Origin of the sequence: Rickettsia rickettsii (genome assembly GCF_001951015.1) — a bacterium.
Lineage (GTDB): Bacteria > Pseudomonadota > Alphaproteobacteria > Rickettsiales > Rickettsiaceae > Rickettsia > Rickettsia rickettsii.
Window position 1 is genome coordinate 1,217,067 of the sequence record NZ_CP018914.1, and the last position, 22,155, is coordinate 1,239,221.

Consider the following 22,155-nt stretch of genomic DNA (forward strand, 5'->3'; position numbering starts at 1 on the left):
TTTCCATGCAATGTTCTATAAAGCAAATTCTTAGTGACGCTACAGATAAATTAAATAAAATAGGTATTAGTTCGCCGCAATTAGAAGCACGAATTTTACTACAGCATGTTATAAATAAACCTATTGAGTATTTACTTATTAATCTTGATGAACAGTTAAATGAAGCCAAGATAGAAGCTTTTGAAAAACTGTTAGCGAGAAGATTAAAGCATGAACCGATAGTATATATTACAGGTGTTAAAGAATTTTACTCACGTGAATTTATTGTTAATAAACATGTATTAATTCCAAGAAGCGATACTGAAGTTTTGGTGGATGTTGTATTTCAATGTCATTCCCGCGAAAGCGGGAATCCAGAAAAAAAACAACCGGATCCCTGCTTTCGCGGGAATGACATAAGCAAAAACTGCAATGACAAATTCTTAAATATCCTAGAACTTGGCACAGGTAGCGGCTGCATTGCTATCAGTCTATTATGTGAGTTACCGAATGCTAATGTAGTTGCAACCGATATAAGTCTTGATGCTATAGACATTATCAAAAGTAACGCGGCAAAATATGAGGTAACGGATCGCATTCAGATTATTCACAGTAATTGGTTTGAGAATATTGAAACTCAGAAATTTGATTTTATCGTTAGCAACCCGCCATATATAGCTCACAGCGAAAAATCAGAGATGGCAATTGAAACAATCAATTATGAACCGTCTATTGCTTTATTTGCTGAAAAAGACGGACTGCAAGCTTACTTTCTCATCGCCGAAAATGCCAAACAATTCTTAAAACCAAACGGTAAGATTATATTAGAAATAGGGTTTAAACAGGAAGAAGCGGTAACCCAAATTTTCTTAGATCATGGTTATAATATTGAAAGCGTTTATAAGGATCTACAAGGTCACAGTAGGGTAATATTATTGTCTCCTATTAATCTCAATCGGTCATATGCAAGACGTATCGGTAAAAGCTTATCAGGAGTGCAAAAGAATTTATTAGATAACAAACTACCAAAATATTTATTTTCTAAAGAAAAGCTTGTAAATGAAAAACGTAAAGTATTTCTTGAGATAGGCTTTGGTATGGGTGAGCATTTCATTAATCAAGCTAAAATGAATCCTAATGCACTTTTTATTGGGATAGAGGTATATTTAAACGGAGTTGCAAATATTTTAAAGCTTGCAGGCGAACAAAATATCACGAATTTTTTATTATTCCCTAATAATTTGGATTTAATATTAAATGAGATACCAAGTAATAGCCTTGACGGAATTTATATTTTATTTCCCGATCCATGGATAAAAAATAAGCAAAAAAAGAAACGTATTTTCAATAAAGAACGACTTAAGCTTTTACAAGATAAGCTAAAAGACAATGGTAATTTAGTATTTGCTTCCGATATCGAAAATTATTTTTATGAAGCAATAGAGTTAATACAACAGAACAGTAATTTTGAAATTATAAATAAAAACGATTATTTAAAACCGCACGATAACTATGTAATTACCAAATATCATCAAAAAGCTATTAAGGCGAATAGAACGCCGAAATTTATTATTTTGCGGCACGTTTTAGGCGATCATTAATTGCAGCCCCTATATTCACTTGAGGTATAGGGCTAACTGCTATACCTCTTACATCATGAGATGCAGCATAATCGTCAAGTATTCTTAAATAAGCATAAAGATTTGCAGCGGCTTCTATAAAGTCACCTTTTACACTTAAGTTTAATGAAAATCTTCCTGTAAGATTGCTATTGCTAAAATTTAATCCGATTTCTTTATCCTCTAAATTTATAGCATTTAGCCTAACCGGTACTTTTGGTGAATAGTGTTTTGCAAGCATTCCCGAAGCTTTTATAATACTTGTCTCTGATGCTTTCAAAACTTCTATCCCTAGTATTTCTCCTAAAATTTCAGCAGTTATAAACCCTTCTCTAAGAATAGTAGGAGTAACAGTTGTTGTATCAATTATCGTTGACTCTAGCCCATATTTAGATTGATAGATTTCAGGTGCTAAAATAAAAATTTCCTGATTATCCTTAAAATGTTTTGTGACATGCTCAGCGTTAGTCGGACTAATATAGTTTGAAGGGTTAGCACTTGGGGCAGCTATAGGTATGCCTGATTGTTTGATAAGCTCTAACGCTACAGGATAAGATGGTATCCGAAGTGCTATGGTATTTAGTCCTGCTGTTACGCTAGGGGCAATATTTGCATTCTCTTTTAAAGGGACAACTATAGATAATGGTCCAGACCAAAATTTTTCTGCTATTTTTGTAGCTAAATCATCAAACTCCCCTATTTCCTTTGCTTGCTCTATGGAGGAGACATGCACGATAAGCGGATTGATAGCAGGGCGCTCTTTGAACTGAAAAATCTTTAAACACGCCTCATTATTTGTGGCATCCGCACCAATCCCATAGACTGTTTCAGTCGGAAAAACAACCACTTTACCTGATTTTATAAATTGAACTGCTTTGTTTATCATAAGCGGTTAAACTTAGCTACTTTATCAAATAATTCACAAATATTCTGTAATAACGACAAACGATTTTGAGCGATCTTTGGATCAGAGTCATTAACGAGTACATTATCAAAAAAGCTAGTAATGGGAGTTAATAGAGACGATAATAAATTTAAGGCTTTCTTATAATCTTTATCAGCTATACTATCTATAATTTGCGGAGAAATTTTTTGGATTACTTCAAATAATTCTTTTTCAGGTTGTGTACTAAAGAGACTCACATCAACTAAGCCGGTAATTTTCTGATCACCAATTATATTGCTAGCTCGTTTGTAAGCATTTAATAATTGCTTGCCTGCGTCTTCTATTAAAAATTCTTTTAACTCATCAAGCTTAAAGTTTGTATCTACTAAATTTAAGTCAAGCACTGCATTAATTAACGCAATATCATAGTCATTTTTAAAGTAAAATTTTGCTCTTTCTTCAAAAAAAGATATTATTAAATTCTTATTTTCGTCAGATGAATCTTTATATAAGTTTATAGAAAAATTAATTAAATCATTAAAATTTAGCTCTAATTTATTTTCAAGTATTATTCTTATTATACCAAGAGCTTGACGTCTTAAGGCATATGGATCACCTGAGCCTGTTGGTGTTTCCCCTGCTATCATCAAACCTACTAAACTATCTAGCTTATCGGCTAAAGCAAGTAAAGCCGCATTTCCACTTGGTACATTGTCGCTCAAACCTTGCGGTTTATAATGGTCTTTAATTGCAGCGGCTATTTCTGCATTTAGCCCTTCATGTTTTGCATAATAATAACCCATAATCCCCTGTAAATCAGGAAATTCCCTGACCATCTCAGAAACAAGATCACTTTTGCAAAGTCTAGCTGCTGTAATTAAATCCTTATTATTTGGAGCTATATAATTACAAATATCGGTTATGCGTTCAATTTTTTCTCTTAAATTACCAAGCTTTGCATGAAATGTTACAGCTTCTAATTGGCCTAATCTTGATTCTAAAGTTTTAGCTATATCCTGCTTACAAAAATATAAAGCATCCGAAAGACGTGCCGATAGAACTTTCTCGTTACCTTGAATAACTAGTTCAGCATTTGTAAATCTGCCATTACTGACAAAGAGAAAATACGGTGTGAAATTTCCTGTTTTATCAAATAAACAAAAATATTTCTGATGCGTACGCATCGAAGAAATAAGTACTTCTTTAGGTAACTCTAAAAATTTTTGCGGTATTTTTCCAAGCAGCACAACAGGAAATTCGCTAAGCCCTACTACTTCTTCTACTAAACGATTATCTTCTTTTATAATTAACTCATGAGAATTTGCTAGTTCCAGTAAACCGGTTTTAATTATCTCCTCTCTCTTTGCTCTTTCTAAAATAACATGATTTTCTAAAAGCTTATTTCTATAATCTTCAAAATCTGTTACTTCTAATTTTTTATTATCAGTAAGACGATGCCCATACGTAATATTATTAGCGGTTAAATGCCCAAATTGCATCGGTAATATTTCGCCGTCAAATATACATAAAATATTTCGCAGAGGTCTAATCCATTTTATTTTGTAATCACCCCAAAACATCGATTTTGCCCAGCTATATTTATTAATAGCCTCTATAATAATCTCCGGCAAAATCTCTTTTATTTCTCTTTCTTCTGTTTTTTTGACAAAGAAATAATATAGCTGATTACTAATTAATTTAGTAGGAAGCTCTAATTTACTAACATTATGAGCTTTACAAAAGCCGTTAATAGCGGCTTCCGGAGCTTCTATGCTTGGTCCTTTAATTTCTTCCTCTTTTGGCAAAGTTATCTTTGGCAAATGGGTAGCATGCAGCGTTATCCTGCGAGGTCCCGCGAATACTTGTACTTTTGCAAATATTTCGTTTTCTTCAAAAATTTTTGTGAATATATTTAAATAACCCTCTTCAGCATTTTTTTGCATAAAAGCCGGAATTTCTTCGCTAAATAGTTCTAATAATAACTCGCTCACTTGTTCATCTCCAACCATTTTGTACAACAAATTCTAGCTAAATGACGCACTCTTAAAACATAAGAAGCACGCTCAGTGACGCTGATTACTCCAAGTGCATTTAGTTGATTAAATGCATGACTTGCCTTAAGGCATTCATCATAAGCCGGCATAGGTAAATTAGCTTTGATTAATCTCTCACACTGGTCTTCGCTATCCTTGAAATGTCGCAGTAACATTTCACTATCGGCAAGCTCTAAATTATATTTTGAAAATTGCCATTCAGCTTCGAAATCCACTTCACCGTATTTTAAAGCTTTTTCGCCTACTTGCCCGTTCCAATCAAGCTCTCTTACTTCATCAACACCTTGAATATATAAAGCAAGCCTCTCGAGTCCATAAGTGATTTCACCGGCAACGGGACGGCATTCAATACCACCGATTTGCTGCATATAAGTAAATTGCGATACTTCCATACCGTTACACCATACTTCCCAGCCAAGCCCGGCAGCACCTAAGGTTGGCGACTCCCAATCATCTTCAACAAATCTGATATCATGAATTTTTAAATCTATGCCTAAACATTCTAAGCTTTTAAGATATAACTCTTGAATATTATCCGGAGACGGCTTTAAGATAACTTGAAACTGATAATAATGCTGCATTCTATTAGGATGCATACCATACCTGCTATCTCCTGGTCTTCTTGATGGCTGAACATATGCAACAGACCAAGGTTTAGTACCAAGGCAGCGAAGTACAGTTGCAGGGTGAAACGTACCGGCTCCAACATAGGCATCGTAAGGTTGCAATATTGCACAGCCATAATCCTGCCAATAATTTTGTAATGTCAGAATAATTTGCTGAAATGATAGTTTTTTCATAGGGTATTATTATTGGGAAAGAAAATTTTGATCAGTTAAAAGGATCAAATATTTTTAATTAAACATATTATAATGTTTAATATTTCTAGTAACTAGTATCATATTACTTTGTTTTGCCTGTGCAGCTATTAAAGCATCGATTACATTCGTACTATCAATACTCATTAATTCACCCCACTCCTCACATATTTTTTTGTCCATATTAAGAATTTTTTCATTATAATCTATTATTATTCTTTCTAACCATTTTTCTAATTTCAAACTTGCTATTTTATCTTTCTTGGCTAATTTTGATATTCCCTTTCTTATTTCGCCGATAGTAATACAACTTAAGTATAACTGGCTAGAATGAATAATTGAAAACAATGCTGCTACTTGAGAATTGGATTTTTTCTTTTGAATTTCAGATACAACATTAGTATCTAATAAATATTTCATAATTCAAAATCTCTAGCATATCCTTTTGCTCTCTGAATATCCAAATTATCTGTCTTAGGTATGCTCAATAAATATTCTTTGAAATCAGGTTTTTGTTTAGTAAGTTGTTTATAGTCTTTTATACTAATAATTACAACTGCTTCTTTACCCCTTTTTGTAATACATTGAGGGGTACCATGCATTGCAATATCAATAATATTACTTAACTTATTCTTTGCTTCGTGTAACTGCCATTTATTCATATAAAATCCTCATATAGCTAGATTGTCTAGATTATTAGAATATAAAGATGCAAAAAAATAAAATATTTTTTTATTAATTTGAGGTCTTAATAATACTCCTTGCCGATCTCGATTTTAGGACGATTGTTTGCTACTCGCCAATCGTTAGTATCACGGAAAGAATAAACACAGCCGCAAAATTCTTGTTTATAAAAGTTCTCTTCTTTTGCAATTTCGTACATTCTGCTAGCACCGCCATCTTTACGCCAATTATAAGTCCAATAGGTCACCCCTTCATAATGAGATGCCGCCCTAGTTCCTGATTCATTAATTTGGTTCATATCTTTCCATCTAGAAATACCAAGCGAGCTAGTTATAACTTTAAAGCCGTTCTCATAAGCATATAAAGCCGTACGCTCGAAACGCATATCAAAACACATTGTACAGCGTATACCTCTCTCAGGCTCAAGCTCCATCCCTTTAGCACGCCTAAACCAATTTTGTGGATCATAATCTGCATCGATAAATTCTATATTATGTTTCTCGGCAAATTTAATATTTTCGTTTTTACGAAGCTCATATTCTTTTTTAGGATGAATATTAGGATTATAGAAAAAAAGCATAAACTTAATGCCGGTATCGATCATTTTTTCCATTAAAGGGCCAACACAAGGAGCACAACAACAATGGAGTAAAACCTTGCTTTCACCGTTTGGTATTTCAAAAACTTCGCTCATATTAATTTACTAGATTCTTTTTATAGGTTTCTTTATAGAATTTTAGAATTATATAAGATAACAAGGCAAGTGCAATTAAATAATATGCAATAGCATAATTGTCTCCAGTCACTTTCGTTAACATCATTGCTAACATTGGAGCAGTACCGCCAAATATAGCAGCTGCAAGGTTATATGAAAGTGCAACACCGGTAAATCTTATGCTAGTCGGAAATATCTCTACTAAAACCATTGGAATAGGCCTCATATAGATGCTAATAACTCCAGCAAATATTACTTGAGATATTATAGCTAAAGTAAAATTCATCGATCCTAAGACTACAAAAATAGGATAGACTGATAAAATTAACAAGATAATCCCCCATATTAGTATAGGACGTCGCCCCACCTTATCCGAAACATACGCAGATATAGGAAATACTATCATCATTACGATTAATATTATACTACTAACAATTGTGCTTTGCTGATTAGTATAACCGAGTGTTTGCATAAAATTACCAATAAAAACCGTAGAAGTATAAAAAGGAGCAGTTACGGTAATATACAGACCAAGTGCGATAATTAGTTCTTTTGGGTATTTTGTTAATGTTTCTCGTAAAGGAAAACGTGCTAAACGCCTTGTTCCCTTAGCTTTTTTATAAATAGGACTTTCTGCTAGGTTCTTTCTAATATATAAACCTACGGAGCTAATAAATAAACCGGCAATAAAAGGTATCCTCCAACCCCATTCAAATAGCATATCGGCAGGCATAAAATAAGAAAAACCGGCTGCTGTACCAAGTCCAAGCAGCATACCGCTGCACATACTAACAAATGAACTACTCCCCGCAAGTCCTCGCTGCTCGAACGAAGCATGTTCTACAATATACGAAATACAACCGCTAAATTCCCCTCCTAAAGAAAAACCTTGTATGAGTCTGATAATAGTTAAAATAATAGGAGAGGCAATTCCAATAGTTTTATAACTTGGTAAGAGCCCTATCCCGGCGTCGTTATTGCCATAGCTATAATACCCATCACCAAAGCAGTACGTCTACCGAATCTATCACCTATATTACCGAAAATAATACCGCCGAGCGGTCGTACTACAAAGCCTACAGCAAATACCGCAAAAGTTAACGTCTCTTGCATTTCTGGATCCGGAAAAAATGCTGCCCTATAATATAAGCAAATTGCGCATATAATGCATAATCATACCATTCTAAAGCGTTGCCGATCATACCGGATATTACTACTTTTCTCATTAAGTTATTTTATTGATTTAAAAAAAGATAATAAGAGTAATATTTTATATTCTCAAGTAAAAATAGCTTTATTTCATGCGAATAGCTTTGCTTGCGTTGATACCGTAGTCGTCATTGCGAGGAGCGTAGAGATGTGGCAATCTAGAAAAATAATTAAAACAATTCTGATTTACAGAATTTTTACTGGATTGCTTCGTCGAATTACTGCGTAATTCTTCTCGCAATGACTATACCCTATCTATGTTTTTCATTAACCACTTTCTTAGTTAATTTAACATTGATTTGAGAAGGAGAAACTTTAATATTTTGTTTGATGTTTTTTGTTTTTTCTTGAGATAGAAGACGTTCTTTATCATTTTGTAATGTTTTCATAAACTTATCTATATTGCTTTGTTCTAGTTTTATTGCATTATCATTATTCAAAATTAATCCTCCAATTTTTTCACCAAGTTCAGGTGCATATCTGACGGCAAAAATTGATGCCGGTACAACTATTATAGAAAAAGCCGCTCCTGCAGTCGCAACACTGATTGCTCCGACTAATAAAGCACAAACAGCACCGGCGATTTTTCCAGTTGCTTGTTTAAATATATTACTTTTTTGTGTAAATACTAAAGACATCTCTAATATTTTATTAAATTCTTTCTTTATATAGATGGTTGCTTCATCAATATTATTATATTTCTTCATTACATACATTACAGAAGCCTTAAATAATTTTTTGTGAGACTCCGCATAATTTATTATTTTATCAAAATTCTTCTCTTTTAAAAGAGTTTTAAATATATTTTTAATTTTTTCTTTTTCGGTACTATTTATTTCATCTCCAAAATAAACTTCTACAAGATTTGCTGCTATTATATCTTGTGATTGCTCTAAAATATTATTCTTATTTTGCTCATTTTCGTCTTCAGAAGTAATCATTATTGCAAATAACTCTAATGCTACGGAAAAATTATCATCGTTAATAACCCGCATACCTAAATAATTTTTGAGTCTAGAAATACATTTATTAATATATTTTTCAGCCTCTGGTTTAGAATTAAGCCTTAGCGTATAATCTATAGCAAGCATATTTGCAATAGTAGAGCAAGTAGATTTCATAAGATTATTGACAAAATTATTAACAATATCTTTTTTAAATAAATTAGTATTTACGTTATTAAGTACTATTGCATTATTCATTTTGGTAATTTATTTTGAGGCTAATTCTCTGATATATAATATCAATTTAGCATAAATAAGATTAGGAGCATGATTTACTGAAAGTTTATATATATTCTTAGGTGTTAATACTTCTTCATTACGTACTCGTACAAAAGATATAAGAGTATTAGGAGGCATATAAGAATAAATTTCAGAGAATATTTTTAGAAAAGTCAAAAAATCTGCACATGCATATTTTATATTTATGCTATAATTATTTACATAAATCGATTCACCTTCTCCTTCAATCGCCTGAACATTATTTTTAAAAAATACTGAATTTATAAATACATCTATAGGTTCTACTAAATCATATTTATTGCTTAAGCTTTTTATTTTAGGAATTAGTTCTTGATAATTTAAGTAACTCACACTACTTGGCACGCTTAAATCTACATATTTTTTGTACGATTCTAATATTTCTTCTTTAGAGTTAATGACAGAATAAAGCTTTAAAACTTCCTCTGTTAGATTTTCTTGTAAAACTTGTTTATCAAGAATAGATTTACTGTATTCTTGCTGGAAAATTTTTATTATCCAAATAGTTAAGGAAATAAAGAAGAAATATATAATAAATTGAAAAAATATAAGATTCTTTAAATACATAATATATTTTTCAAACATTATTTTTACCTTGGGTTATTAGTGCCGTTGCATGGTTTATGTCATTCCCGCCTACGTGGGAATGACATGGAATATTACGTTTTATTATCAACTATATTAACCGATAAAGGAATTACTACCTTACCGAATATATCAAGTATTTTATCCTTATATATAACATAATCTATCTGCAAATTAGATAATTTATTTTTTACGTTTGTCATATGATCATCTAGCATCTTTAGAGATTCATATACCGATAGATTATTAGTATGATATTTAAGTATTAACTTGATTATTAATTGTCTCTTAGAAACTAACAAAATATTATCTATATTTGTTAATTCCCATTTAATTTCTTCTAATTTAAAAGCCGGATTTAAAGTAATTATTAGCCTTTTAAGTAAATCAAACGGCAGTGGTACCGGTGCTTCTAGTAATTTTTCTATTACATATAAATCAGCTAGGCTAGTAGTATTTTTAATATAAGGATATTTATATTTGATCTCATCATATTCTTGATTTGTTGCATAATATTTTTCATTAATAGAGTTTATGTCTTTGTAATTTTGTTTTGTATTATATTTGATAATACCAACCACTAATATTAATATTATAAGTAATGCACTATATAATTTAAATGTCAGATCCTTTATAGTAACTAGTTTTTTTATTGATTTTAAATTATTATTATAAGCGGGAAAACTCTTATATTCTAGAAACAGTCTACTAATATTCGTATCTATAAATCTTTCTTTTTCTAGAGTTCGCTTATTTAGTATATTATCAACCGGTATAAAGATTACAGGGCGTTCTTCAAAGTTTGTTGATTCTAATAAAGATTTTAACTCTTCATCTACTATAAGAATTATACAGGCTCTTTGGTCAAGATTACTTATATAGTTTTTAAATAATATCAAACAATCATTAATTTCTTGTTCTATAATACCTTGAACATAGCCGATTGTTTTATCAAATGGATACTCAAGATTTCTAATTGTTATTATATTATTTTTATGTTTGATAATAAATTTTATACCGCTAGCTTGTGACGCATATACACAAATTTGAAAATAATCGTTATATTTATCATTTTCTATATTCTGCACTATTTTATTTATAATAACTTTTAGCTCTAACGTTAAAAAGTAAATTCCTTTTAAATCAAGAGATCTTTTATCTATAATGCATGAAATTATATCACTTAAAGGTGTTTCAAATGGACACGACATAATTAAAGTCGACCAAATTTCACTTGGGGTAGTAGTAATTTCGTAAACACAATGTGCTATAATGTCTTCTTTATTAAAATAACCTTCAATAAATTGTTCAATAGGATCAAGTTTAACTATTGACTGTAATATAGGTATTTGATCGTGCCGTGTTTTACATTCACTGCCGTCAAGTAAAAAATAAATATCGCTTTTTGGAAATTTACTAAAAAAGTTTTTATAAGGATTTAAGTCTATCTGTTCCCGAGTAGGGATAAATAATTTATCTAATAATTTATTATCGAGAAAAGTACTAAGAAATACACCTTTATTACCTAGTAACACCACAATCTTTTTTCTTTTGAAAAAAAATATTTTTAATTTTGTAGCAAATTGAACAAAATGTAATTTGATCGAATCAAAAATATTTTTCATAAATAAATTTATTTTAATCATAATTCAGTGTATTTTACTATACTGGACGTCATTTCTGCGTGGATACCTGAACCGTCATTGCGAACGACTAAAAGGAGCGTGGCAATCTCAGGACTTTGGCACGAGATTGCGTACGTACAATTACTACGTAATTTTCCTCGCCATGACGAAAAATGATCCTCTCCGGAATGACATAACATTAAATAATATATCTTACCATGACTAAATTTACCACTGAAGAAGTTAGAAGTAAATTTATAACTTACTTTAAAGCAAATAATCATACACATGTACCGGCCAGCTCGTTAATTCCACACAATGACCCTAGCTTAATGTTTGTTAATTCCGGAATGGTACAATTTAAAAATGTTTTTACCGGACAAGGAAAAAGACCTTATAACAAAGCGGTAACTAGTCAAAAGTCTCTTAGAGCCGGCGGCAAGCATAATGACCTTGAGAATGTAGGTTATACGGCAAGACATCATACCTTTTTTGAAATGCTAGGTAATTTTTCATTCGGTGACTATTTTAAAGAACAAGCCATATATTACGCTTGGAATTTATTGACTAAAGAATTTGAACTCCCAAAAGACAAGCTGTATGCAACAATTTATCATACTGATGACGAAGCAGCTGCTTATTGGAAAAAAATAGCAGGTTTTGGGGATGATCGCATCATAAAGATCAAAACAAACGATAATTTTTGGTCAATGGGTGATACTGGCCCTTGCGGTCCTTGTTCCGAAATTTTTTACGACCACGGTGAACAAATATATGGCGGACTTCCTGGTACTAAAGATGAAGACGGTGATAGATTTATCGAGATTTGGAATATGGTATTTATGCAATATGAACAAATCGATAAAGATACTAGCATAGAATTATCGCAAAAATCTATCGATACCGGTATGGGTCTTGAGCGTATGACGGCAGTATTACAGCATGTTAACAACAATTATGATATAGATTTATTTCAGGAAATAATTAATTTTACCGAAAATATAGTAAAAGTGAAAGCAGAGGGAGAAGCTAAATTTTCTTACCGAGTTATTGCCGACCACTTACGAGCAAGTAGCTTTTTAATAGCTGACGGCGTTATTCCTTCAAATGAGGGGCGTGGTTACGTACTTCGCCGCATTATGCGAAGATCCATGAGGCATGCTCATATGCTTGGGTCAAAAGAACCTTTAATGTATAAATTACTGCCAAAACTTGTTGATTTAATGGGGAATGTTTATCCTGAACTTAAAAGAGCAGAAAGCTTTATAAGCAGTATCTTAGAACAAGAAGAAATTAGATTTAAAGCCACATTAGAACGTGGTCTCAAACTTCTTACCGAAGAAACAGAAACGCTAACAAAAGGTAATAAATTATCAGGAGAAGTAGCATTTAAACTATACGATACTTACGGATTTCCGCTTGATTTAACCGAAGATATTCTAAAAAACCGTGATATTGCCGTTGATCACAAAGGGTTTGAAGAACAAATGCTTATGCAAAAAGAACTTGCTAGAAAATCTTGGCTTGGCTCCGGTGAATCAAAAACCAATCAGTTGTGGTTTGATATCAAAGAGCAACATGGTAGCACGGAGTTTTTAGGATATACACTTAATGAAGCAAAATGTAAAATAATTGCATTAATCAAAAATAATAATTTAGTTAATGATATAAAAGAAATAGATACACAATTCCTATTAATCAGCAACCAAACTCCTTTCTACGGTGAATCAGGCGGTCAAATAGGTGACATCGGAACGATATCTGCAAAAGATTCTGAAGTAGAAGTAATAGATACTTTAAAATATTTAGGTTCTATTATAGTCCACAAATGTATTTTGAAAAAGGGGCAGATTAACGTAGGCGAGAATGCTAATTTTAGTATAGACATAAGATATAGGCAAAATTTAAGAATTCATCATTCGGCAACGCATATATTACATGCAGTACTGCATGAGGTACTTGGGAAACATGTTACTCAAAAAGGTTCGTTAGTCGCTCCGACTTATTTACGCTTTGATATTAGCCATTCTAAAGCTGTGACTAATGAAGAAATCACTTTAATCGAAGATAAGGTAAATGAGATTATTAGAGATAATCATGAAGTAACTACTACATTAATGGCAACTGAAGATGCAATTAAACAAGGAGCTATGGCACTGTTTGGCGAGAAATACGACTCTGAAGTAAGAGTAGTTAAGATGGGTGAGACTTCTTTAGAATTATGCGGCGGTACGCATGTCAGACGTACCGGTGACATCGGTTGCTTTAAAATCACAAGCGAAAGTGCTATAGCAGCAGGTGTTCGTAGAATTGAAGCAGTTTGCGGTGAATTCGTAATTACATTAATGAGAGAAAATGATAGTTTACTTAAATCGATAGAAAGCAGTTTCAAAACTAATAAAAATGAACTTATTACTAAGGTTAATAATATCTTAGAGCGTAACAAGGAAGTTGAGAAAGAGTTAGAAAAAACTCTTTTAGCTAGTTTAGATTTAAGTATAGAGCAAATTGAAAAGCAAGCTGCACAAATAACAGGAATAAAACTATTATATAAAAAAGTAGGAAATATAGACAATAAAATATTACGTCAAGCTGCCGAAAATTTAACAAAAAAAGTAGAAGATTTGATAATGGTATATATTGCCGAGGGAATTGGTAAATTATCTATTACGGTTGCGGTGAGTAAAGCTATAACAGACAAATACAATGCAGATATAATTGCAAAAAAACTTTCTTTATTCTTAGGTGGCAGCGGCGGAGGTGGACAAGCAAGCCTTGCTCAAGCCGGTGGAAATGATATAGGTAAGCTAACTAACATCCATGAAAAATTATACAGTTTATTGACAGTGTAGTAGTGTACTAATTTAGGACGTCATTACGAGTGTGCTTTGTAGATGGATACCCAGTTGTCATTGTGAGCAACAGTAGTACTTGTGTGGCAATCTCGTCAAATATCCTGAGATTACTTCGTAATTTCCTCGCAATGACAAGGTGGTATCCACATAACAATGCCTATGCAGGGAGGCATTGTAATGACAAAATTTATGGTTGTTAATACGCTGCTTTCACAAAATAAAGACCGGAGGCGGGAGCAGTAGGACCAGCGGCTTTTCTATCTTTGGCTTCTAAAACATCTTTAATTTGTTCTGCCTGCCAAATATTTTTACCAACAAGTACTAAACTGCCAACAATATTACGTACCATATGATGCAAAAATGACGGGGCTGAAAGATATAATTTTATTTCTTCGTCTTCTTTAATAATATTAAGTTCAGTTAAAGTTTTAATCGGTGATTTTGATTGACATGAGCTAGCCCTAAATGAAGTAAAATCATGTTTGCCTAATAGATAGGCGGCAGCTTGTTGCATAGCCGGAACATCTAAAGGTGAACTAATCCACCATGCTCTATTTAAATCAATTACCGATGGATAAGGTCTATTAATAATTCTATATATATAATAACGAGAGGTAGCCGAAAACCTAGCATGAAAATTATTGGGGGCTAATTCACAATTCCATACTCCTACGGCATACGGTCTTACAAAATAGTTGATAGCTGTAATAATTTTGTGAGGTTCTAAATATTTTGAAAGATCAAAATGTGCTACTTGACCTACAGCATGAACACCGGCATCTGTCCTTCCTGCCCCAAACAATATCACCTGTTCACCGGAAAATTTATAAATCGCTTCTTCTAATATCTGCTGTACCGACATTACTCCTGCTTGTCTTTGCCAACCTGCAAGATCCGTGCCTAAATATTCAATGGTAATTTTATATCGATACATAATAGCCCACTGTCATCCCGTGGCTTGACCACGGGATCTTGTATCACAGCCCGTGTCCTGAGATCCCAAATCACAGGATGACAGTATAAGTATTATCATGCTTCTAGTAAATCCGATGGATTACCATCACCACGCTTTCCTCCGCTTCTAAAGCTATTAAGTTTTTTGGATCTAATAGGATGTTGTAACTTTCTTAAAGCTTTTGACTCGATTTGTCTTATACGTTCTCTAGTTACTTTAAATTGCTGCCCTACTTCTTCTAATGTATGGTCAGTATTCATACCTATACCGAAACGCATTCTAAGCACTCTTTCTTCACGAGGCGTAAGGGTGGCAAGTACTCTAGTGGTAACTTCTCGTAAATTTGACTGAATTGCCGCATCAATCGGTGCTACTGCATTCTTATCTTCGATAAAATCGCCTAATTGACCGCCGTCACTATCATCACCTACGGGATTCTCAAGACTTATAGGTTCTTTAGCTATTTTCATGACTTTACGCACTTTATCAAGCGGCATTGAAAGACGGTTAGCGATTTCCGTTGCTGTTGGTTCGTATCCGAGTTCATTAAGCATTTGTCTTGAAGTACGTAGTATCTTATTAATTGTTTCAATCATATGCACAGGAATACGTATAGTCCTTGCTTGATCGGCAATAGCTCTTGTTATAGCTTGTCTAATCCACCACGTAGCATAGGTAGAGAATTTATAACCACGGCGATATTCAAATTTATCCACTGCTTTCATAAGTCCTATATTACCTTCTTGAATTAAATCTAAAAACTGCAATCCTCTATTAGCGTATTTTTTAGCAATAGATATAACTAAACGTAAATTCGCTTCTATCATATCTTTTTTTGCTTGTAGCGTTTGTCTCTCGCTTTTTTGTATAGTATTCACTAGTTTTTTAAAATCATTAACTAAAAGACCGGTTTTAGATTCTATAACCGATAATTCAGCAATCATTTGATCTATATAATCCGATTCTTTAGTCATTAACTCTTTCCAAGCGACTTTTTTATTTTTCAGCATTTTTTCTTTCCATGCTGCATTGATAACCGATCCTATATATTCATCAAGGAAATTTTGGCGAGTTACTCCATATTTTTCAGCAAGTTTTAAAAAAGCTGTTTCTTTATTAATTAAATCACGATTTATTCCATACATCTTACCTAAAATTTCTTCCGTTCTTTTAGAATTAAAATGTATTTCCGAAACTTCATTTATTAATAATTCCAAATTATTATATTTTTTGCTATTTTGTAAAACCTTTGGCTCAAAAGATTTCTCATAACATTTTTTAGCTTCAATGAGTAGCTCTTCGCAGATAAAAGCAATCTTTTTCATACGCTCTATAATATTAGGTAATATCTGCGTTTCTACTCTAGACATAGATAAGTGATTATCCTCATGCTCTTCTCCTTCGGTCTCACTACTATGTTCTTCATCATTTTCGGGTGTTTCGTCATGTAACATGTTAGCTTCTAAATCTATCAGATCACGTAGTAACATTTTTTCATTAACTAAATCTTCATACCATACTATAAAACAACGCATAGCAATAGGGCTTCTACATAAGGAAGCAGTCATTGTTTTATGTCCTTCCTCAATCCTTTTTGCTATTTCTACTTCATGTTCACGAGTTAAAAGATCGACTCCCCCCATATCCTTAAGATATAATCTTACAGGATCATCGGTAGTACCTATATTTTCTTCTTCTACCTCATCCTCAGGTTCATTATCAACATTGGTAGATAGCTTAAATTCTTCATCCATTCCGATATCAAGCTTAATTTCATCATCTTCATTAGATTCTAAAATATCTACTCCTGCATCGGAAAATTTTAATATAGCTTCCTCTAATTGTCTTATTGAAGGATTTTTATTAAGAGGAAGAGCGTTGTTTATATCATCATAAGTGACCGGTATCTTTTTAGATTTAGCTTTTTTAAGTAAACTATCTATTTTATCTAGATCATTGTCTATATTGCTATTGCTCATTAAATACCTATATGCTTTTTTCTTTTAAAAGAAGTTTGAAATAATTAAGTTATCGTGTGATTAATAAAAGATTCGTTTAAAACTTGCAGTTCATTTGCAATCTTCAGAATTTCTTTTTTATATAGTAAAACTTTTTCAAAGTCGTGATTGTCAGTACTGTTTATGGTAATAGCGTATTCTTGTTGTAAATTTATTAGATAATATTTCTTATGTAGCCACTGCCATAATAAATCCAGTCTGATATTATTTTTATTACATGAGATATCTAAAAACAAATTATCCGTTTTTGATAATAATAAAAAAATATCAAAAAAGCTAGTTTTTTCCACAATTGCAGTAATTTCACTTGCTTCTACGTTATTATCTATAATCTCGTTTAAATACCAATTACGGAATTCTTCAAGCGATTTATTATTAAAATTTAAATTTAAGATGAAATCTCTAATATCTTTTTCTTCAAGTATTATAGGAAATTTAACCAACAAAGCACAAAAAGCGTGTTCTAGTATTTCAAGCTCCGAATAGCCGTGACTTGAAATTATAGGAGCCAAATTTGAGTTTTTAGTTGTAGCTTTCTTCTGCGTTGTAACTAAATTTTGCCATATTTGATCTTTAAAAAACCTGTAATAACTTACTTTTAAATCACTATCCGATATTTTGCTGCAATAATTTTTTAAATTTTTCTCTAAATTAGCTTTTTCTTCCGCAGTTTTAAAACTCTTGCCGCTATACTCAATATGCCAAATCATTTCTGATAAGCTTATTCTTTTATCTATAAGCTTTGCAAAAAAATCAGCACCGTTTTTATTTACTGCATCATCGGGATCAAGTCCGCTGGGTAACCTAATAAAAGAAATTTTCTTTTCACTATTAATAAGCGGTAATGCTAAGTTAATAGTTCTTATACTAGCTTTTATGCCTGCATTATCTCCGTCAAGACATAATATAATTTCATCGCCAGCACGCCACAATTTATGTAAGTGATTCTCAGTAACGCTAGTACCGAGACTCGCAACCGTTTCACTAAAACCTGCTTGATGTAGTGCTATAACATCAAAATAACCTTCTACTAAAATCGAATGATTTTTTTTATAGCTACTGCTTATCGCTTTATGCTCACCGTATAGAGTTTCACTTTTTTGAAATACTGTAGTTTCAGGTGAATTTAAGTATTTAGGCAGCCCCTCCCCTAGTACTCTACCGCCAAAGCCTACAATTTTATTGTAAATATTTCTAATTGGAATAGTAATACGGTTAGAAAATAAATTATATATTTCACCGTTTTCTCGCTTGCCGATTAGCCCTGCTTTACCAAGTTTTATAATATCTATATTTTTATCGTGAAAAAATTTTTCAAATTTATTATTCTTCGGGGCAAAACCTATTGAAAACTCTTTTACTGTTTCTTCGGTAATACCCCTTTCGTGTAGATAATGTAATATTTCAGGTGTTAATTGTGTCCTGAAAAACTTATTGGCGAGTTCTAAAATATTTAGAATTTCATCGGATTCTTCATAAAATTCTTTCTGTTTTGCAGTTAATTTCGGTATCTCTATACCGTAATCGATTGCAAGCTTTATAGCAGACTCATTATAAGATAAACCGCTAATATTAGAAGTAAATTTTATAACGTCACCGGCTGCTTTACAACCAAAACAATAGAAAAATCTCTTACTATTACTAACCGTAAAAGATGGGGTCTTTTCTTGATGGAAGGGACATAAACCTACATAGTTACCGGATTTTCTAGTTAAAGCTACTTTTTGCCGCACTACATCCGATATGTTAATACGGTTTCTTAAGAACTCATAAAATTCTGGTGCAACTCTCATTATATTACAATATGTAGGAAAGAATAGCTGTAGAAAGACAATAAGAAAGCGGTATAGACAAATTATCGTTAATTTTTAAATCTTTTGAATAAAATTCAGCTAATGTAGCCCCTATGCAGCTTATAATAATACTAATAAAACTTGTATTATATCCTAAATAGAAATACACTAATATACTTATAAAAATTGCAGAAGCTAAAAAGGTAATAGAACCGGCTATAGATTTACCGTTACCTAAGCTATTTCCTATTTTAACGCCGACAAGAGCCGCTAAACAATCTGAAATAATTAAAATCAACCATGAACAAATCACTAAATTTTTAGGGAAAAGAAGAGCAGTTAAGAAAAAACCGATCATCATAAAGCTAACGCCGCTTAAAGCAAAAGAACCGTTATTTTCTTCAAGCCTTATAACTTTTGAAAAAAATCTAGTTACAAATTCGCTAATTTTTGCATTATTATGACGTGATACATCTAAATATAATGTAATAGCCGTTATTATAAATAATAATAACGTAATAGCGGTTCTTGGAATAAATAAATAAAGCAGCGGAAATATTATAGCCAATAGGTGGAAAATTTTACGCTTTTTCTCAAAGTCAAAATCTTTAATTTCCATAAGATTACTAATTTGTTGCTATTGTTATATGAGAAATAATGCCAACATCATTGCAAACAGTATTCGATGTCATGCCTGCTTTCGCAGGCATGACATAACAGAATCCGCTTAGACAAGGACCACTTGCAATGACAATATTTAGGCAATGCCAAATAATTAAAAAGGCTTATTTGACAAATTTCACTATTACAAATATACTTGCTGAAATCTATATTATTGAAAATAGTATACTAAAATTACTAAATCTATACAATATAATTATGAATACAAAATTTCCTATCACCGCTAAAGGTTTTGAAAAATTAGAACACGAGCTTAAACATTTAAAACATGTAGAACGTAAAAAAATTAGTGCAGATATAGCAGAAGCACGAGAACATGGCGATTTATCCGAGAATGCGGAATATGAAGCGGCACGTGAGAAACAAGCATTTATAGAAGGGCGTATTAAAGAGCTTGAAGATATGACGGCAAGAGCGGAAATTATTGATATTGGTAAATTATCGGGAGATAACATAAAATTCGGGGCTACGGTTACTTTGATCGACGACGATACTGAAGAAGAAGTAACATATATTATTGTAGGAGAATATGAAGCCGATATAACTAGAAAAAGAGTTTCAATCGCTTCTCCTATAGCAAAAGCTTTGATTGGAAAATCGGTAGGTGATTTTGTAGAAGTTACAACACCGAAAGGATCTAAATCATACGAAGTAGTTACCGTTGAATATAAAGAACTAGAACTTTAATTTGATTTTTTTGTCACTATAAACGTTAACCGTATGGCTTGTTATGTCATTCCCGCCTACTTAGAACGACATCGAGTAGGTTTTTCGATCCATGTAACAACCCCTGCTCCTTGCAATGACGATTTGGGTATCAACAACGCAGGTATGACATTATTAATTACTTCTTCTTAAACATCTCGAGCATTCTTTTTGTTACTATAAATCCGCCGAAGATATTTATAGAAGCAAGCAGCGTTGCAAAATACCCTAGTAGACCAGGGAACCCAAAAGCAGAGCTACTTGCAGCAATCATAGAACTAAGAACTATAATACCTGAAATAGCGTTAGTAATAGACATAAGCGGAGTATGGAGTGCAGGCGTTACTTTCCACACAACATAATAGCCCACAAAAGAAGCTAATACAAAAATAGTTATAGCAAATACTAGCGGATCTATAGTACTTGTGTTTGTTTGCCAACTAGTATCTATTACCAAATCTTTTAATTTATCTGATAATTCTTGGGTATTATGGGCAATTTCAGCAGCCTGTTTAGCCATCGTCGGTAATTGATTCATATATTTAATTTCTCACTCACAATTTTTCCGTCTTTAGTAATCAACATCTCACGTACTAACGCATCATCCATATTAAACTTACCATCTTGCAATGCATAGGTTAGAAAATTATACAAATTCTTAGCATATAATTTTGAGCTGTCGGTAGCAATTTTAGTAGCAAGGTTTGATAAACCTATTATGGTCACTCCGTGCTTAGTAACGATCTTATCCGGTTCTGAATCTTCCACGTTCCCGCCTGTACTAGTCGCTATATCAACAATCACTGAGCCGCGCTTCATAGATTCTAGCATTTTTTCCGTAACAAGCAGAGGTGCTTTTTTTCCCGGAATTTGTGCAGTAGTAATCACTATATCATATCCTTTAATAATTTTTGCTAAAAACTCTTCTTGTTTAGCTTTATAATCTTCCGAACTCTCGTAAGCATAGCCTGATTTATCTTGTAAATCCTCCTGTAATTCCGGTGAAACAAACTTAGCTCCTAAGCTTTCTACCTGCTCTTTGGTAGCAGCTCTTACATCATATCCTGCAACAATGCTACCAAGCCTTTTTGCCGTTGCAATAGCTTGAAGACCGGCAACACCGATACCAAGCACTAAAGTTTTACACGGTGAAATCGTCCCTGCTGCCGTCATCATCATAGGAAAAGCCCTTGTATAATGATAGCTTGCTTCAATTACCGCTCTATAGCCTACTAAGTTACTTTGAGAAGATAAAGCGTCCATATTTTGAGCTTTAGTAATTCTCGGCACAAACTCCATAGCAAAAGTCGTAAGGTTTTTTTTAGCTGCCGCTTTTATATATTCATGATTTAAATAAGGCGATAATAATCCTACAATAATTGCTCCTTTTTTTGCAAATTCAAGCTCACTATATTTATCTGTAACGGATGAAGGTTGCACCTTTAATATAATATCAGCATCAGAAATAATTTCGAGTGGTACCGAAGATATTTTAGCACCTAGAGCAACATATTCTTCATCAAGAAAACCGGCATGAAGCCCTATATCTTTTTCTACCATAACCGTATAGCCTTTTTTGACTAGCAATCCTGCTACTTCAGGAGTTATTACGGCTCGTGTTTCATTCTTGGCTTTTTCTTTTAAAGCAACGATTTTCATAAATACTAATTATATTTTGCATTAACTGAATACATAAGGTATTTTAAACATAA

At 32.5% G+C, this 22,155-nt stretch carries 17 protein-coding genes and 2 pseudogenes; 3 read left to right on the plus strand and 16 right to left on the minus strand.

The genetic code is table 11. The features are described 5' to 3' along the window. The first annotated feature begins 5 nt into the window (after positions 1 to 5). Complete coding sequence (trmB, locus tag BTU51_RS07365) at positions 6 to 1,580, plus strand: bifunctional peptide chain release factor N(5)-glutamine methyltransferase PrmC/tRNA (guanosine(46)-N7)-methyltransferase TrmB (protein WP_012151420.1); 1,575 nt, start codon at positions 6 to 8, stop codon at positions 1,578 to 1,580. On the opposite strand, the gene BTU51_RS07370 is transcribed toward trmB, so the two are convergent. The 10 genes and pseudogenes from BTU51_RS07370 to BTU51_RS07415 form a co-directional block, all read right to left on the minus strand. Next, entirely contained in the window at positions 1,549 to 2,484 is a 936-nt protein-coding gene (locus BTU51_RS07370) for an L-threonylcarbamoyladenylate synthase (protein WP_012151421.1), read from the minus strand. The two genes, trmB and BTU51_RS07370, sit on opposite strands and share 32 nt — an antisense overlap. Beyond that, complete coding sequence (gene glyS / locus BTU51_RS07375) at positions 2,481 to 4,475, minus strand: glycine--tRNA ligase subunit beta (RefSeq protein WP_014362507.1); 1,995 nt, start codon at positions 4,473 to 4,475, stop codon at positions 2,481 to 2,483. Before glyS ends, BTU51_RS07370 begins: the two co-directional genes overlap by 4 nt. Further along, on the minus strand, positions 4,472 to 5,338 hold the full coding sequence (locus tag BTU51_RS07380; protein ID WP_012151423.1) for a glycine--tRNA ligase subunit alpha: 867 nt from the start codon (positions 5,336 to 5,338) through the stop codon (positions 4,472 to 4,474). The genes glyS and BTU51_RS07380 overlap by 4 nt, the downstream gene beginning before the upstream one ends. A 31-nt stretch (positions 5,339 to 5,369) precedes the next feature. Further along, positions 5,370 to 5,776: pseudogene (locus BTU51_RS07385) on the minus strand (PIN domain-containing protein). Then, on the minus strand, positions 5,773 to 6,018 hold the full coding sequence (locus BTU51_RS07390; protein WP_012151425.1) for a type II toxin-antitoxin system Phd/YefM family antitoxin: 246 nt from the start codon (positions 6,016 to 6,018) through the stop codon (positions 5,773 to 5,775). The pseudogene BTU51_RS07385 and the gene BTU51_RS07390 overlap by 4 nt, the downstream one beginning before the upstream one ends. An 86-nt stretch (positions 6,019 to 6,104) precedes the next feature. Further along, positions 6,105 to 6,734, minus strand: coding sequence for an epoxyqueuosine reductase QueH (locus tag BTU51_RS07395; protein ID WP_012151426.1), 630 nt, complete (start codon positions 6,732 to 6,734; stop codon positions 6,105 to 6,107). Between the two features lies 1 nt (position 6,735). Next, a pseudogene (locus BTU51_RS07400) lies at positions 6,736 to 7,981 on the minus strand (MFS transporter). Positions 7,982 to 8,215: 234 nt separating this feature from the next. Continuing rightward, the gene (locus tag BTU51_RS07405) at positions 8,216 to 9,166 is read right to left on the minus strand and encodes an RP853 family protein (protein WP_012151427.1); all 951 of its coding nucleotides are present in this window, start codon (positions 9,164 to 9,166) and stop codon (positions 8,216 to 8,218) included. Positions 9,167 to 9,175: 9 nt separating this feature from the next. Continuing rightward, a complete protein-coding gene (locus tag BTU51_RS07410) occupies positions 9,176 to 9,811 on the minus strand; it encodes a hypothetical protein (protein WP_012151428.1) in 636 nt (211 codons plus the stop codon). Between the two features lie 74 nt (positions 9,812 to 9,885). Beyond that, positions 9,886 to 11,457 (minus strand): hypothetical protein, encoded by a 1,572-nt coding sequence (locus BTU51_RS07415; RefSeq protein ID WP_012262638.1) that lies wholly within the window; start codon positions 11,455 to 11,457, stop codon positions 9,886 to 9,888. A 197-nt stretch (positions 11,458 to 11,654) separates the two neighbouring features. Between BTU51_RS07415 and alaS the strand changes: the two genes are divergently transcribed. After that, positions 11,655 to 14,288: an alanine--tRNA ligase gene (gene alaS, locus BTU51_RS07425; RefSeq protein WP_012151430.1), complete on the plus strand. Its 2,634-nt coding sequence runs from the start codon at positions 11,655 to 11,657 to the stop codon at positions 14,286 to 14,288. A gap of 199 nt (positions 14,289 to 14,487) precedes the next feature. On the opposite strand, the gene truA is transcribed toward alaS, so the two are convergent. The 4 genes from truA to BTU51_RS07445 form a co-directional block, all read right to left on the minus strand. After that, positions 14,488 to 15,225 carry a tRNA pseudouridine(38-40) synthase TruA gene (gene truA, locus BTU51_RS07430; RefSeq protein WP_012151431.1) on the minus strand — a complete coding sequence of 246 codons (738 nt, stop codon included), beginning with the start codon at positions 15,223 to 15,225 and terminating at the stop codon, positions 14,488 to 14,490. 95 nt (positions 15,226 to 15,320) lie between these two features. Continuing rightward, positions 15,321 to 17,225 carry an RNA polymerase sigma factor RpoD gene (rpoD, locus tag BTU51_RS07435; protein ID WP_012151432.1) on the minus strand — a complete coding sequence of 635 codons (1,905 nt, stop codon included), beginning with the start codon at positions 17,223 to 17,225 and terminating at the stop codon, positions 15,321 to 15,323. A 44-nt stretch (positions 17,226 to 17,269) separates the two neighbouring features. Then, positions 17,270 to 19,057, minus strand: a complete 1,788-nt coding sequence (gene dnaG / locus BTU51_RS07440; RefSeq protein ID WP_012151433.1) for a DNA primase — start codon at positions 19,055 to 19,057, stop codon at positions 17,270 to 17,272. A 4-nt stretch (positions 19,058 to 19,061) separates the two neighbouring features. Further along, positions 19,062 to 19,676 (minus strand): diacylglycerol/polyprenol kinase family protein, encoded by a 615-nt coding sequence (locus BTU51_RS07445; protein WP_012262639.1) that lies wholly within the window; start codon positions 19,674 to 19,676, stop codon positions 19,062 to 19,064. A 260-nt stretch (positions 19,677 to 19,936) separates the two neighbouring features. Between BTU51_RS07445 and greA the strand changes: the two genes are divergently transcribed. After that, positions 19,937 to 20,425: a transcription elongation factor GreA gene (gene greA, locus BTU51_RS07450; RefSeq protein WP_004997127.1), complete on the plus strand. Its 489-nt coding sequence runs from the start codon at positions 19,937 to 19,939 to the stop codon at positions 20,423 to 20,425. A gap of 157 nt (positions 20,426 to 20,582) precedes the next feature. Here the strand turns inward: greA and BTU51_RS07455 are convergent, their stop codons facing one another. Continuing rightward, positions 20,583 to 20,981 (minus strand): NAD(P) transhydrogenase subunit alpha part 2, encoded by a 399-nt coding sequence (locus BTU51_RS07455; RefSeq protein WP_010977888.1) that lies wholly within the window; start codon positions 20,979 to 20,981, stop codon positions 20,583 to 20,585. Then, the gene (locus tag BTU51_RS07460; RefSeq protein WP_012151435.1) at positions 20,978 to 22,102 is read right to left on the minus strand and encodes an NAD(P) transhydrogenase subunit alpha; all 1,125 of its coding nucleotides are present in this window, start codon (positions 22,100 to 22,102) and stop codon (positions 20,978 to 20,980) included. Before BTU51_RS07460 ends, BTU51_RS07455 begins: the two co-directional genes overlap by 4 nt. Between the last annotated feature and the right edge of the window lie 53 nt (positions 22,103 to 22,155).

Bases quoted from the DNA above. Each gene is read 5' to 3' on its own strand.
- BTU51_RS07370 (WP_012151421.1), bottom strand. From the start codon at position 2,484: ATGATAAACAAAGCAGTTCAATTTATAAAATCAGGTAAAGTGGTTGTT.
- BTU51_RS07410 (WP_012151428.1), bottom strand. From the start codon at position 9,811: ATGTTTGAAAAATATATTATGTATTTAAAGAATCTTATATTTTTTCAA.
- trmB (WP_012151420.1), top strand. From the start codon at position 6: ATGCAATGTTCTATAAAGCAAATTCTTAGTGACGCTACAGATAAATTA.
- dnaG (WP_012151433.1), bottom strand. From the start codon at position 19,057: ATGAGAGTTGCACCAGAATTTTATGAGTTCTTAAGAAACCGTATTAAC.
- BTU51_RS07380 (WP_012151423.1), bottom strand. From the start codon at position 5,338: ATGAAAAAACTATCATTTCAGCAAATTATTCTGACATTACAAAATTAT.
- BTU51_RS07460 (WP_012151435.1), bottom strand. From the start codon at position 22,102: ATGAAAATCGTTGCTTTAAAAGAAAAAGCCAAGAATGAAACACGAGCC.
- BTU51_RS07390 (WP_012151425.1), bottom strand. From the start codon at position 6,018: ATGAATAAATGGCAGTTACACGAAGCAAAGAATAAGTTAAGTAATATT.
- truA (WP_012151431.1), bottom strand. From the start codon at position 15,225: ATGTATCGATATAAAATTACCATTGAATATTTAGGCACGGATCTTGCA.
- rpoD (WP_012151432.1), bottom strand. From the start codon at position 17,225: ATGAGCAATAGCAATATAGACAATGATCTAGATAAAATAGATAGTTTA.
- BTU51_RS07445 (WP_012262639.1), bottom strand. From the start codon at position 19,676: ATGGAAATTAAAGATTTTGACTTTGAGAAAAAGCGTAAAATTTTCCAC.
- BTU51_RS07455 (WP_010977888.1), bottom strand. From the start codon at position 20,981: ATGAATCAATTACCGACGATGGCTAAACAGGCTGCTGAAATTGCCCAT.
- greA (WP_004997127.1), top strand. From the start codon at position 19,937: ATGAATACAAAATTTCCTATCACCGCTAAAGGTTTTGAAAAATTAGAA.
- BTU51_RS07405 (WP_012151427.1), bottom strand. From the start codon at position 9,166: ATGAATAATGCAATAGTACTTAATAACGTAAATACTAATTTATTTAAA.
- BTU51_RS07395 (WP_012151426.1), bottom strand. From the start codon at position 6,734: ATGAGCGAAGTTTTTGAAATACCAAACGGTGAAAGCAAGGTTTTACTC.
- alaS (WP_012151430.1), top strand. From the start codon at position 11,655: ATGACTAAATTTACCACTGAAGAAGTTAGAAGTAAATTTATAACTTAC.
- BTU51_RS07415 (WP_012262638.1), bottom strand. From the start codon at position 11,457: ATGATTAAAATAAATTTATTTATGAAAAATATTTTTGATTCGATCAAA.